This is a genomic window from Pirellulales bacterium (assembly GCA_035499655.1).
Lineage (GTDB): Bacteria > Planctomycetota > Planctomycetia > Pirellulales > JADZDJ01 > DATJYL01.
Window position 1 is genome coordinate 1 of the sequence record DATJYL010000092.1, and the last position, 14,179, is coordinate 14,179.

Annotated in this window: 9 protein-coding genes; 5 read left to right on the forward strand and 4 right to left on the reverse strand. The window is 54.0% G+C overall.

What is annotated here, in order from left to right:
• The first annotated feature begins 61 nt into the window (after positions 1-61).
• The 4 genes from VMJ32_06535 to VMJ32_06550 all read left to right on the forward strand — a co-directional run bounded on the left by VMJ32_06535 (position 62) and on the right by VMJ32_06550 (position 5,160).
• Positions 62-835, forward strand: a complete 774-nt coding sequence (locus VMJ32_06535; protein HTQ38664.1) for a TatD family hydrolase — start codon at positions 62-64, stop codon at positions 833-835.
• Positions 836-1,036: 201 nt separating this feature from the next.
• Positions 1,037-2,443, forward strand: a complete 1,407-nt coding sequence (locus VMJ32_06540; GenBank protein HTQ38665.1) for a KamA family radical SAM protein — start codon at positions 1,037-1,039, stop codon at positions 2,441-2,443.
• 92 nt (positions 2,444-2,535) lie between these two features.
• Positions 2,536-3,558 carry an ATP-grasp domain-containing protein gene (locus tag VMJ32_06545; GenBank protein HTQ38666.1) on the forward strand — a complete coding sequence of 341 codons (1,023 nt, stop codon included), beginning with the start codon at positions 2,536-2,538 and terminating at the stop codon, positions 3,556-3,558.
• A 204-nt stretch (positions 3,559-3,762) separates the two neighbouring features.
• On the forward strand, positions 3,763-5,160 hold the full coding sequence (locus tag VMJ32_06550; GenBank protein HTQ38667.1) for a GNAT family N-acetyltransferase: 1,398 nt from the start codon (positions 3,763-3,765) through the stop codon (positions 5,158-5,160).
• Positions 5,161-5,195: 35 nt separating this feature from the next.
• On the opposite strand, the gene VMJ32_06555 is transcribed toward VMJ32_06550, so the two are convergent.
• Entirely contained in the window at positions 5,196-5,429 is a 234-nt protein-coding gene (locus VMJ32_06555) for a hypothetical protein (GenBank protein HTQ38668.1), read from the reverse strand.
• A gap of 349 nt (positions 5,430-5,778) precedes the next feature.
• Here VMJ32_06555 and VMJ32_06560 point away from each other — a divergent pair, with 349 nt between their 5' ends.
• Complete coding sequence (locus VMJ32_06560; protein HTQ38669.1) at positions 5,779-7,581, forward strand: glycosyltransferase family 39 protein; 1,803 nt, start codon at positions 5,779-5,781, stop codon at positions 7,579-7,581.
• A gap of 7 nt (positions 7,582-7,588) precedes the next feature.
• Here VMJ32_06560 and VMJ32_06565 read toward each other — a convergent pair whose 3' ends face one another.
• The 3 genes from VMJ32_06565 to VMJ32_06575 form a co-directional block, all read right to left on the reverse strand.
• Positions 7,589-8,419, reverse strand: coding sequence for a glycosyltransferase (locus VMJ32_06565; protein ID HTQ38670.1), 831 nt, complete (start codon positions 8,417-8,419; stop codon positions 7,589-7,591).
• An 84-nt stretch (positions 8,420-8,503) separates the two neighbouring features.
• A complete protein-coding gene (locus VMJ32_06570; GenBank protein HTQ38671.1) occupies positions 8,504-12,310 on the reverse strand; it encodes a hypothetical protein in 3,807 nt (1,268 codons plus the stop codon).
• Positions 12,311-12,822: 512 nt separating this feature from the next.
• Positions 12,823-14,166 carry a sulfatase-like hydrolase/transferase gene (locus VMJ32_06575; protein HTQ38672.1) on the reverse strand — a complete coding sequence of 448 codons (1,344 nt, stop codon included), beginning with the start codon at positions 14,164-14,166 and terminating at the stop codon, positions 12,823-12,825.
• Positions 14,167-14,179: the final 13 nt, after the last annotated feature.

Genomic DNA, 14,179 nt, shown 5'->3' on the forward strand with positions numbered 1-14,179 from the left:
AGCCCACGGGTTGCAACCCGTGGGCTTTTTTTGATGCCGATCGATGGCGAGAATAGACAGTATGCATCTCATCGATACTCATGCCCATTTGGATCAGGAGGAGTTTGACAGCGACCGGGCCGAGGTAATCGCCCGTGCGGTGGCTGCGGGGATTGAACGGATCGTGGCGATTGGGGTAACAGCCGATTCGAGCGAGGTGGTAGTTCGCTTGGCGGCAGAATTTCCGGCGGTGTATGCGGCCGTAGGCATCCAACCCAATTATTGCGCTCAAGCCAAGCCAGGAGATTGGGAGCGTGTGGCCGAGCTGGCGGCCTCGCCCAAGGTGGTGGCCATTGGTGAGACAGGGTTGGACCGGTATTGGGATTATACGCCGTTTGATTTGCAACAGGATTACTTCGATCGCCATTTGCGATTGGCTAAGGAACGTAATTTGCCATTTGTGGTCCATACACGGGAGAGCGATGCTGATGTTTTGGCGATGCTGCGCGAGGCCCATCGGCGAGGTGTGCTTCGCGGGGTCATGCATTCGTTTACCGGAAATGCCGCCACTGCGGGCGAATGCGTGGAAATGGGTCTATGCATCAGTTTTGCCGGGATGGTGACCTTTAAAAAATCGGCAGATTTGCGAAATGTGGCCGGCGCGGTGCCTGCGGACCGTGTTTTGGTGGAAACGGACAGTCCCTATTTAGCACCGCATCCGCTACGGGGAAAACGGAATGAGCCGGCCAATTTGATTCACACTGCCCAAGCATTGGCAGGGGTGCGAGGAGTTAGTTTTGAGGAGTTTTGCGAGCAAACCTCAAAAAACGCCCGAACCCTATTTGGTCTTTCATGATGTATCCCATGGTCCGAAACCGCAAGTGTACGCTTTTGCAATTTGACTTGACTGGGAGGATGATCGATCTGCTGCAAGTTTGCTGCTGTCCACTTGCTCGATTTAGAGGTGCATGGTACAAAGCGCGCGACGGCCATCGGTTGTTGTGATGTTGGCGGCATCAGGGCAATTGTTCATTATGCGGAGGAAATCGCCACCACAATGAACGAACAGAACGAAGGTTCATACATGGTCTTTTCCAGCGAACAAGCGTTTGCTAGTGAGACCGGGGAGGTCCCCGCTACGGGGAAAGAACTTCCGGGAATGCGGCATGCCCACTGGGCCAACATTCCGGAACAGCTTTGGCAAGATTGGCGTTGGCAGCGACAGCACGCCATTCGTACGACGGCCCAACTGGCGGAATTATTGCCGCTTGGCCCGGATGAATCAGCCGCGCTGGAACGGCTCGAAGGAAAGTACCGGATGGCCATTCCGCCGTATTATTTTTCGCTGATTGATCCAGCCGATCCGTGCGATCCTATCCGCCTGCAATCCGTGCCCTCCTCATTGGAAGCGCACAATCATTCTGGAATTGAACAGGACGACCCGCTGGAAGAGGAGAACGACTCTCCTGTTCCCGGCGTCACGCATCGTTATCCCGATCGCGCACTGCTAATTGCCACGCCGGTGTGCAGCATGTACTGCCGCTTCTGCACGCGCAAACGAATCACTATGGACCGCGATGGCTGGGATGCACCCAGTCACGACGAACTGCGAATGATTCAGTACATTCGTGAAAATTCCGCGATTCGCGACGTGATTCTTTCCGGTGGCGACCCGCTGACACTGCCCATGGCCAAGCTGGGTTGGTTTATCAGCCAGTTGGCAGCCATTGATCATATCGATATGATTCGAGTGGGCACACGCGTGCCGGTAACGCTTCCGCAGCGGCTGTTTGATCAGGAGTTAGTCGATCTGCTTGCAAGAGCGGAAAAAGTATGGATTCAAACGCACTTTAATCATCCACGGGAGGTCACTCAGGAAGCAGCCCAAGCTTGTCAGGCATTAGTGCAAGCCGGCATGCCGGTGAACAATCATTCGGTGCTTTTGAAAGGAGTGAACGATTCAATAAATGTCATGCGCAACCTTGTGCGTGAATTGTTGAGGATCAAGGTACGGCCCTACTATTTGTTCCATTGCGATCCGGTGACCGGGGCCGGGCATTTTCGCACATCGGTATGGAAAGGGGTAGAGATTATCGAGGGCTTGCGGGGCCATCTTTCCGGCCTGGGGGTGCCTACTTATGTGGTCGACGGCTTGCACGGGGCAGGTAAAATTCCGGTGATGCCAAATTACCTGATTTCCGCATCCGAAAAAGCTGTGGTGCTACGTAACTACGAAGGAGTGATTTTCCGCTACGAGCCGGAGGATAAATCGACAAAAGAGGCGCCGATGCCATTACAAGGCGTCAGCGCGGTACTGAGTGGAGATGGCAAACCTTTGACGCCGTCCAACACGCCTCGGCATGCACGACGACGGAAGAAGGCCCTGGAGCATGTCAAAGCGGAAGTCACCTCGACCGAGCCGATTATCGTAGGTGCTAACGTTTCCCGGAGCACGCAACTGTGAGAATTGGTTTGACGTATACTGCTCGCGATTCGGTTAGGCCTATCACAGGAAATACTGCCGGCTCGATTGGCGAAGTAAATGGCTCAGTTCCATTGTCAACTCAAGTACGTGACGACGCGGAGGAAGAATTCGATTCTCCTGAAACGATTGAGGCCATTGCCGATGCTCTGAAATGGATGGGGCACAGCGTGGAGCTGTTGGGCGATGGCGTATCGCTGGTTCGTCGTTTGCTTGTCGAAGAACGTCCCGAGTTCGTATTCAATATTGCAGAAGGGCGAGGCCTTAGCCGTTCACGAGAAGCGTGGGCGCCAGCGGTGTTGGAAATGTTTGATGTTCCGTACACGGGTTCCGATCCGCTCACACTGGCTGCAACGCTCGATAAAATTTGTGCGAAGCGGTTGGTGCACGAGGCTGGTGTAACGGTGCCGGCGGGAGTGCTTGTCGATCACTGGCCGTACGAATACTCTGCTCAGCTCGCCGCACTAGCGTTGCCGGTTATTGTTAAACCTGCTTTTGAAGGTTCCAGCAAAGGCATCAACAACAAAAGTGTTGTGGACGATCACGCAATGTTGCAAGAAGTAGTGGCTCAGTGCCGCGCAGACTATTGCCAGCCGGTCCTGATCGAGCAGTTCATTGACGGAGACGAGCTAACCGTCGGGGTTATTGGTAATTCTCCTCCGGAAGTAATGGGTATCATGCGAGTCGTGCCGATGGTTAGCCGAGATCGATTTGTCTACGGACTGGATGTGAAGCGCGATTGGCGACGACAAGTTCAATACGAGATTCCGGCGCAGTTAAGCCCAGTGAGCAAGGAAGCTGTCCGGGCCTCCGCCCTCACGGCATTTCGTGCGTTGGGATGCCGCGACGTTGCTCGACTCGATTTTCGCGTTGCTGATGGAATCCCGTATTTTTTGGAGGCCAATCCGCTGCCTGGGCTGGCGCCAGGCTCGGGCGACCTGGTGCTGCTAGCCGAAGGCATGGGAATTGGATATCGTGAGTTGATCGCCCGGATTCTGGATGCCGCTTTGGCTCGGAACCGATCTGAACGTGATTTTCGAAGCGGCAACAATGGCCAGTCGTCGAGTCTTGCCGCCGGCGTATTGAACGCCACGTAAATCGATGGGTTTCATCTTGTGACTCGATCGCTCCACGCTGTGTTGCTGTATAACCCTCCGTTGCTTGGACCGGAGCATCCTGATTTTGCCTCAGAAGCCGGTGTTTTGGAATCGGTCGCTGCGTTGGGGTTGGCAATGCGCAGTTTAGGACACCGAGTGAGCAAGCATGCCGCGGGCGATTCTGCGACGTCACTGGCCACCCAATTGGAAGAGACGCGTCCCGATGTAATTGTCAATTTGTGCGAAAGTTTTGCCGGTTGTTCAGCCGGTGAATCTTACGTGGCTGCGATTTTGGAACTATTGAATGTGCCGTATACGGGTTCCCCGCCTGAATGCTTAGCCTTGACGCGCGACAAATCGCTCATGAAGCGAACTCTATTGGGGGCAGGTGTGGTGACGCCGGATTTTGTCGAAGTACTATGCGGTCAAACGCTGCCGGTATCAGAACTGAAGCAATGGCTGGGTGAGGGACCGCTGATGGTAAAACCGGCCCAGGAAGACGCCAGCTTGGGCATTGAGGCGGAAAGCGTAGTTGATGATTGGCCTTTATTGGCGCCGCAAGTGGCCAGGATCCATCAACACTACGGCACCGCATTGATCGAACGCTACATTGCGGGTCGGGAGTTTACCGTGGGCATCATTGAGCTTCCCGTTTTGCAGGTGTTGCCGATTGCGGAAATTGAATTTCGTCCTGGCCGCGAATTGCCATACCCAATCGTTACTTATGTCGCTAAATGGACTCCAGGTTCAAAAGAGGATTTGTTGACGCCGGTTTGCTGTCCGGCGAATATTGAACCGGAGATGGCGCAACGGTTGAAAGAAGCGGCGATCGCCGCTTATCGACTTACAAGATGCCGAGATTATGCCAGGATAGATTTGCGTGTCGACGGTCGAGGGAAGGTGTACGTGTTGGAGGTGAATGCCAATCCGGATGTGGGTCCTGATGCTGGATTAGCACGAATGCTCCGGGTGGCGGAGATTGACTACGAAGATTTTGCTGGGCGGCTGCTAGAAGCGGCAATGGTGAGGGCAAGGATCATGTGCGGCGTATGGAAGATGGAAGAAACTGGAGCCATCCATACATCTCCTGTAGATCTGCTGCCAAAAAAGAGACCGGCTGACTTGAAAATACGAGGAATACTTCCAGAAGATCGGCCGGTGCTGGTTGAAATCACTCGCTCGTGTGGCATTTTCCGGCCGGAGGAGATCACCATTGCAGACGAAGTTCTGCGTGCCGCGCTTCAGGATAGCCAATTGAGCGGCTATCATGTTTTCGTTGCAGAGTCGCAGGGTTGTGCTGTCGGATGGTCGTGCCACGGCCGGGTTCCCATGACCGATGCTACCTACGACTTGTATTGGATTGCCGTAGCGCCTAAAGTGCAAGGCCAAGGCATCGGGAAACGATTGCTTACCCAAATTGAGCGCGCCATACTGGCGGATGGCGGTCGCTGGTTGCTGGCGGAAACTTCCTCAACGGCAGCCTACCATGCCACACGCTCATTCTACCTCCACTGTGGCTTCCAGCCGGTAAGCGAAATCAATGACTTTTATCGACCTGGTGACGGCAAAACTACTTTTGGTAAACGGCTCGACCTGCCATAAAGAAGAAATCGGCAGGGCAAGAGTGCAGACGCATTTCAGGCAATCAATTCTGCCTGTTCGCAAATCCACAGATGAGCCAAGTCGACAATTTCGGCAACGAGGGGCAAATCGTCGGCGTCAAACCGATCAGAACGAGTTCCCCGTTCACCGCGGCGCCCCACTCGTGAGATGCTCACGGAATATTTAAGGCTTTCAAAGTGTGATTCTTCCCAGATCGTGGCTCGCACCGCTCCCAATTGGATTTCGTGAACAGGTTTCTGGCGACCCATGTCAAAGATCCTTCTAAGTCGGCCCTCCGAACTCCCCAACGTGCGATTATTCTAAACGGTGATAGCATCGTTGGGGAGGAGGTGCGGAAAACTTAGCAATTGTGAAATGCATTTCTGCCGATCGAAGCCGCTGGTAAGCCGGGAGTTGTGGAAAAACTGTTGACCCATACCGGTAGGCGTTCCCGGAGAATATCGTCATAAATCTTGCCGTGCAAATGACTTGACCCTCATTTCAAGATAGCCTACAGTCCCGCATCTCTCTATCCGCGGCATTAAGTGGTCTTGTTCAACTGGATTCGCCTGATTCTCGCCAAATCGTTAGGCAACCGTTTCTGCGAAAGGAATCGCCATGCGACAGACTGTGCGGCATCAATTATGGATCACCGGCGTCGCCGTGGTGGCACTGTTTGCAAATTTGGGCGCGACGCGACTGTGGGATCAGGACGAAGCCTTTTTTGCCCGCACCGCTGTAGAAATGCACCAACGCAACGAGTGGGTGGTACCGTATTTCAACGGTGAGTTGTTCGCCCACAAGCCACCATTGATGTACTGGATGATGCGGCTGGGCTTTATGTTATTTGGAGTGAATGAGTTTGCCGCGCGATTTTGGTCGGCGGTGTTTGGCGTACTCACGGCACTTTTGGTTTACCGGCTTGGTCGGCGGATGTTCAATGCTCAAGTCGGGTTGTGGGCAGGTTTGGCAATGACGACGACCCTGATGTTTGAGATTGTGGCCCGGGCTGCAACCCCGGATTGTTTTTTAGTGTTTTTTGCAACGCTGGCTCTGTATGTATTTGTGCGGCAGGAGAATTGGGAAGATGTCGCAGGTGGCACTGTAGCTAATGACAACCTTACTCCGCTACCGTGGCGGATGTGCGCCACAATGTATGCCGTGATGGGTTTGGCGGTGCTTGTGAAGGGGCCCATTGGCATGTTGCTTCCTGGGGCAACCGTGGGGTTATATCTGCTGATGCGAGATCCGACGGATCGATCCTCCAGTGGTAAAACATGGACTGCCACGGTGTTGTTGTTTTTGCAACGCTTAGCCCCGGGACGCATCTTGCGTGTTGTTTGGAGCATGAGGCCATTTACCGCTTTAGCCGCAGTGACGGTTGTCGCCGGACCTTGGTTTGGATTGGTTGGATGGCGCACGGGAGGCGATTTTCTACGGGAGTTTATCGGTACTCAGAATTACGGACGGTTTGTAGGGGCGATGGACAATCACAGCGGCGGGGCTTGGTATTACGTGGCTGCGATTTTAATCGGGTTCTTCCCTTGGTCAGTATTTGGCATTCCGACCGTTGTTGACTTGACACGGCGGTGCTGTGGCGTCGATTCGTGGCAGCGTGGAGGCAAATTATTAGTGTGCTGGATTATGGTATATGTGGGATTTTTTTCGGTTGCTGCCACAAAATTGCCTAATTATGTTCTGCCGGCTTATCCCGCGTTGGCACTTGCAACGGCGTGCTTCATCGACCGCTGGCTCACGCAGCCAGCCACGGTACACAGGTGGTGGCTCAGATTGTCGTTCGGCTCGCTGGGGTTGGTGGGCTGCGTTATGGCGATTTCCATGCCGCTGATTGCCAAGGGAACGATTCAGGGCCGGTCGCTTTTGGAGCAGCTTGGGATCTCGGCTGAGCTAGCAGGCGATATATCGCTGGTTGGCTGGCTGGGAATCATTCTTTTGATCGGGGGCATTACCGGAATTTTCTTTGCGGAAGTACGGCGTGGACAGGCAGCGATGATTGGGCTGGCGACCACCGCTCTGGCGTTTTGCATTGCGATGTTTGCCTCCATAGCGGTGCGCATAGATCGACACCAGCCGTCGCCAACGGTGGCCGAGGCTATTCGGCATCATTCGGTTGGTGTTCCGCAAGTAGCGCAATTTGGTTACTTTCGTCCGAGCTTGGTATACTACATGGATGGGCGCGTGGAGGCCTGCAAAACTCCACAACGCTTGATTGAATTTCTAGAGCAAGCAACCGATACGTTTGTAGTCACGACGGACGAACAATATGTTCGGCTGGCGGCACAATTGCCAGCGGACGTGGTCATTGTCGCTAAGTGCGCGGAATTCCCGCGCCTGGGAGAAGTGCTGGTGTTGGGACGGAAAACAACCGTGGCTCAGCGCGACGAGGGCCAGACGAAGTGATGCAGTTCTAGGCTGCACGGCGGGATTTTGCGACGGGTTGTTGGGACGCAGTTTCGGCTGCCACCGGCGCCCCAATAAATTGGGGAGCAGCGGGCCGCAAATAACGCCACCAAATGGCGCCCAGCTCTGACACGGCCTTGAAAAAATCTCCCCGCTTCAACTTTGAGCCCGTTACATCTTCCCAATCATCGAGCGGCATTTCATAAACGATTTCAGGCAGGCAAGGTTGCATGGCGCCAAGCCGCATTCGAATCAGACGGGCCAATAACTCCACATCGAAAATCCAACGTGAATCGAACGGTTGCGAAAATGCGGCCAATATTTCCGATGTAGTTCGAAACAGCTTGGCGCCACACTGCGTGTCGTAAAATCGAACTCCTAACGCAACCGATGTTACTCTTGCAAATACTCGACCCAGCCATCGGCGCAGCGGCTGACGGCGGATGGCGTGTCCCAACAATGGTATTCTGGTCCCCATTACCAGGGCGATTTCCGGCCGGCGCTGCTGCACGCGGATAAAATCAGGAATGGCCAGCAACGGGGTGGCTAAATCTGCGTCCCAATATCCGATGTAGTCTGGTTGCTTTTGCGCTGCCTGCAACACACCTTGGCGTACTGCTTCGGCCTTCCCACCATTCTGAGCCAGATCCAAAACTTCAAAGTGCAGCGGGTCCAGCGCAGCCAGTTGTTGCAACAATGACAACGTAACATCGGTGCTGCCGTCATTGACGAACAGGAACCGTACTTCGGTGTGGCTGTTGGCGAACCTTCGAAATTGTTCGATCTGGAGTCGCTGGGCTTCGTTGTGACACGGAACCACGATTGTCGTACTGGGCATGGGGCATCCTTCTCGGGGAGAAGATAGCTGGTTCAATTTGCCGATCTGCAACTTGCTAGCGTTCACCAATTAAATTTTGCAAGCTTAGTGGAAAGGCGGCCACCAACTAGACCCGCTGGTTCTGCTTGCCGGTTTTTCTGTCGGTGGCTGTGGCTGCGTATTACCAAGTTGCTGTTGATTGGCAAGCGGAGGTGGCGGCACGGTGACATAAGTGGACAGAAATCGTGGCCAGTAGCCGTCCAATTCGTGCATACATTCGGCCAACTTTCCCGATTGGAGTTGGAAATCAGCCAAGGCCACGATTTTGCCGAGTTGACCAAGCTCGGTATCGGTGAATGCCAGGTCAAACAATTGGACATCGTCGATCCAAACGCGTCCTGGACCTACTAAGTCAAATCTAACTCGAAGTTTATCCAGCCCAGTTGCCGGCAAATCGTCGATTTGTAATTGGAAGCGTGACCATTGTTCACCGTGAGCACAGATGGGATTAGACTCGCGTCCAACTGTTGCGGACCGATAGTAAAGCCTGCCGTCCAAAGTTCCTTCCAGTGCTAACCACAAATTGGGTTGTTGGCGGGGATCTTCAATCCGCAGCCATACCGAAATGCTTAACCGCCCCGTTGCCGGAGGGGAAAATGTATCGCTATGAAGCGCAATGCCCCGGCCATCCGATTCCAACCGTGCGGCTTGCTTTCCAAGCGGCTTGCCTTGCATTGGGGGACCCTCGGGATCCAGGATTAGGCTGCCTCCACTGGGATTTACGAGCGACCAGCCGGGAATTTGCCCAGCCTTGGCGGGCAATTCAAAGCTGGGATTTGCCAATACTTGCAGTGCCGGTTGGTTCACCAGCATTGCTTTCCGCTCTAATAGTTCATGCACTTGGTTGTCGAGCCAGGGCTTTAAGTGGCTGTCGTCCAATGTGATTTGGGCGTCCCTAACATGTACGTCGGGCGCCAAAAATCGCACGGCGATAAGATCGAAAGGTTCCATCATGAGCGTCCAATTGTTGCCCGACAGGGTTGGTAAGCGGCGCTGCCCGCTCAGCTCCTCAATGCGGCAACCTGGCGGGATGTCGAGCCCCAGGCGGACGGTGACCGGCCATTCGGAATCGTTTAACACGTAAGCGTAAGTACTGTTGTCTCGAGCCAGAGTCCGGATGGTCACTGGCTGGGAGGATTGCGTAAATGTTTCAAATTTCCCTACCGGCAAGCGACGAAAAGCTGCAAAGAGATCAGTGAGCGAATCTTCCTGTCCCAAAGGCATCAACCATCCGCCGTCAAAAATGAAATCGACGTCAGACGTCGCCAGGGCGTGCACGAATCGTTGGCGATTGCGACGATCAGCCGGCGAGAGTTCCGCGTACAAATCTTCGGCGCAAGTTTTATCTTTTCCAAACGGGCTTTTGGCATCGAACGACGATAATCGCGCCTGTTGCGGTTTGTGCAAAAACAGCGCGCCGGATGTCGTCATACCACGAAATTGCTCATCAAGATCATTTGTTCGATTCAATTCCAAATCAACGCCTTGTGTGGCCAGCGATCCTGGGGGTTCCAAGCGATCTGGACGCAACAGCACCAGGCCGCGCTGATCGCGAAGTAAGTCGGCTCGAATTCCCAAACTCAACAGCACTTGATCCATGGACGCTTTGGCAGGCAGTGAAGGCCTTAGCAAGCGTTGAGATTCCGGAGCGTCAAACAAATTTGTGGCGGTCAAATAGAACATGCCATCCGGGCGAACTGACGTAAGCTCTTTTTGCAATCGCATATAGAAGTCGGCTAATTTTGCAGCCCGCCATTTTAGCCAGGCTTCACGCTTCGGATTTACGACATCGTTGCGCTCCGGCCGGGCAAAGAATTCCGCACGTTGGGAGAAACGTGTGTCGCCGGCAGCTGGCACCTGTATGCCGGTATCGCGCTGGAAGCAGGCGATGGTGTTGTCATCGAGCCCCCACATTTCGCCAGGCATTTGCGTGTAGCTATCGGCGGAAAGTTCGATTGCCAGGCCCGCGAACGAGGGATGTTGGTTGTAACGTTGCACCAATTCGCGCACCACGGCGAGCATCGCTTCCTGTACGTGCTCGTTCAAAGGATTGTAATAGGGGGCTATTCCGCGGCGCAGTGCGGGTTTGTCAGATGGAGGGAACTTTTCGGTATAGATTTCTCCCTCGGAACCAATGAGTTGAATTCCCACGGCGTCGGTCCCACCACCCCGCAATCGGTTTTCCAATTCTGGTAAAGGCGCCGCAAATTGCAGATTGGGGATCAATTTTAGCCCCTCGCGGTCAAAAATACGGAAGATTAATTCCAGGGCGTCCTTTCGAGCCGGGTCTTGCGCCGTTTCAAAAAATGCCCCCTTGTCAAATCGGGTTGTTGGCTCGATAAGAGTGCTGGGGTAAATCGTACTGCCTTCCGCCATCACCGTAAGCATTTGCCCGCCTAAGCCGATATAGTTCATATATTCTGCCAGTCGAACCGCGCCATCATAGAAGGTTTGCCAGTCACCGAGACTCCGGCCACTGGCGACATCGAGCGATTCTGGTGCGCCAAAGCTCTCCGCGATCAACGGTCGCGCTAGGTAACCACCCAGCAGACGTTCTGGCAGCGTTACGTCTACGAAAGGAGCACGAGGTAACCTGCCTGGCCCAGCCAATACACGGATTTTTCCAAAAACAGCCGGAAGATCTTCGCGGCGATTGCTCAACAGCACAATCGGGTTTTTCGTGCGTGGCCAGAAGATCAACCGGTGCCGTTGCCACTTTGCTGGCGCCGGAATGGATTCGTCGACAAGGTATACTCCCGAATCCAATCCGATCGGCAAAACGGCCCCGGCGGCGTTTGGTTCGACAATGCTGATTCCCAATGTTTGTGGAACATCGCTCGGGTATTCCACTTCTAAAATGTGGGGCGCACCGGGTCGGTTGATTGTCAAAGGATAGGCCTGCCAATGAACTTCCCCCGAATTGCCGTTCGGGGGTATCAGCACGCCCGAACCCAGTGCCTTTTGCCATGGCTGTAAAGCCACGTTGCCGAAATTTGCTTGACCCAAGCTGGGTAAAATTGAAGATGAGACAAATCGCTCGTACCAATGTGGGTTGGCTGGGTCGATTTCCATGATCGGGGTCCAAGCAGCATTCACGTCGGGCGGAGCTGGCAATGACCGATCTTTAACCACTATAAATTGCACATGCCGTTCCGCGATCGGTTTGGGCTTGGTCCACCGCAACGCAGGAGGTTCGAACGCCTCGATAACCACATCGTAGACACCTTCATTAGGTGGTACTTTGAATTCCCAATGAATGCTGACGGGAACTGTTTCTTCCGCCGTGGTTTTGACGCCTTGTTCCTGGCTGCCTAACTCGGTTGTTCCTCCGGCCGACAACAGTTGCGCCCGCAGCTCGACGGCGGTCCCCGCGGCACAAGGCAGCAACTTCGGTTCGACGTCAAGCCGCAACGTATCCCCAGGTGAGAAAACCAGATGATCTTGCAGCAATTTAACTCGCAGCATATCTCCTGGCGCACGGCGAACCAGTAATCGATTTCCCGATTTATCGAGTTCTCGATTCAGCGGCTTGCTAACTAAATCCGAAAGCGACGTTTCGGTGACGACAGGAACCGAGCCCGGTTCCAGCGAGTCGCTAAATTGAAGTTTCAACGTGGCATTCAGGGGCGCGGTCACCAATACATCAAGACCATCGTACGACCGCAAGCTGCGCTCATGAATTTCTACGTGATTGCCCTCCGACCAGATTGAACCGGGCTCGTCAGCTTCGATGCCCAAGGGTCGAACCTGCGAGAGCGTTCCCTGGTCGATCGAAATTTCGCCTTGCCACTGCCGGGGTCGGTCGACGCTGTGCCCCCATTCAATTCGCAACTGTACCGTTGGATCCGCCAAGGCGGACGCAACTTGCCAACAAAAAACTAAGATTCCGATGGCGCAACGAAACCAGCATCTTAAGTCGGGGTTTGGCGCGCGGAATCGGCGCTCTGCACAGGCAACGACTTGTCGCCGTGCAAGTTCACTGTCGATGCTCGGACTTCCTTGTCCGACCATGGGGAGCCCAGGTGGGTCGATTTGTCCCGTGAAAACATTCCCGGAATGGTTTCCGGAAAAAAGGAGGCGGATTATAAGGGATAAGTGTTCTCAAACCCAGGCCGGATCAAGCACTTGCGCCAAGTGCTAGCGGCAGTTTTCCGGACAAACCAATTCCTTTTTTTCCACCTGTGACATACAGCAAAAACTTTTATGAAGTGCAGAATTCAGTCTATGGCCGAGGTGGCAATTGCGGGAACTTGGCGATAGCTACTAAGGGTCTGGGGACAAAAGCGCCTCGGCTAGGACGATAGTCCCATTTTGCTGCGAAGACTACGAAAATTGGACAGTTCCCGGCGTTTTGTCCCCATGCCCTAAAAGTCAGCAGTTATTTCGTCCGGAAGTTTTGCTAGCATAGCTGGCGAGCCGGACTGGCAAGCCAGTGTGAATTGGGTCATAGCGGCTTCCATTTTTTCCTTAATTTCTGGGCAGCGGTCGGAAACTTCATTCACTTCAAGCCAATCGTCAGGTTTAACAAAGAGCTCGGATCGATGCGAGAGTTGTGCGGTTGCATCTTCTTCAGAAGCGTGCTCTGGATCAGCGCCCACGCAATTTGAAAGACGAAGCGACCAAAAAGGGGTGATAAATACTCTTTGATTTGGCGGAGCGACAACGCAGGCTCGATCGAAGGTTGCCAAATGTTTGCCGCCAGAAAGCGGCAAAAGCGAGCGTCCAAAGCCAATTTCGGTAGCGGCGCCGCTCGAGAGTACACGGTTATCCATCGGCAACGAATGATTTAATCCGCAGTAATCAAGGATTGTGGCTGGTAGATCTGCCGGCTGAACAAGTTGTGGCAAGTGGCCCGGACTGCCTGTGCCAACCGGGATCCGAATGAACCACGGTACATGAGTCAATTCTGAGTACAATGACTCATCGCATGGGCCCACTCGATCATGTTCGCCCAAAGGAAATCCTCGCAGCGAGAAGCAAATGAAAATCGTATTGCCGGCATGTCCAGTGTTCTCGATTACCTCCAGCAGCGAGCCAATGAATTGGTCGATTAGCGATACCTGTCCTGCATAAGCATGCGTGGCCGCCAGCAATTCATCCGGATCAAATCGCGGGGGCAAAACACGATTAGGAACATTGGCCCAATTGCCCAGGGGCGGATCGTCTTCGTCTGCGAACATCTGACGAAACTCCAGCGGCGCGTCCCATACGCGTCCTAATGTTCCCGTATGGATCCACAGAAAAAATGGTTCCTGGCGTGCTGCTTCCAGCCAGTTGCCTGCGGCGGCAAAAATTGCTGCCGCATCGGTTTCTTCCACACTTACAGCCACCTTGTGATTGTCCGAAATCAGGATTTTGTTTGTGTCGCTGTGAAAGTTACAGGAGCCTATGCTTGCCGACCCTATTTTGCCAGTGATCGAATGCATCAACATGCGTTCCGCAAAGGCAGCGGCTGATGGAAGTTCGGTAACTTCCTTTGCATCGGCCAGTAGCGCCGTCTGCCAGCCAGCGCGTGACAACAAGGTCGCCAAGTGCTCTCGCTGCGATTCACGATTGTTCGGACAGAGCGCATGCAGCCCCAACCACAGTGATCGATAAATTACGTCCAATTGTGGTGAATCGATGATTGCACGATCCAACACAAACGAATCCGCAGCCAGTTGATCAAGTGCGGGAGTGCTCGTCCAAGTATTCCCGTATGCGCCCACATATCCGACGTGC

Coding starts and splice junctions, on each gene's coding strand:
- VMJ32_06535 (HTQ38664.1), top strand. CDS start 62: ATGCATCTCATCGATACTCATGCCCATTTGGATCAGGAGGAGTTTGAC.
- VMJ32_06540 (HTQ38665.1), top strand. CDS start 1,037: ATGAACGAACAGAACGAAGGTTCATACATGGTCTTTTCCAGCGAACAA.
- VMJ32_06555 (HTQ38668.1), bottom strand. CDS start 5,429: ATGGGTCGCCAGAAACCTGTTCACGAAATCCAATTGGGAGCGGTGCGA.
- VMJ32_06560 (HTQ38669.1), top strand. CDS start 5,779: ATGCGACAGACTGTGCGGCATCAATTATGGATCACCGGCGTCGCCGTG.
- VMJ32_06565 (HTQ38670.1), bottom strand. CDS start 8,419: ATGCCCAGTACGACAATCGTGGTTCCGTGTCACAACGAAGCCCAGCGA.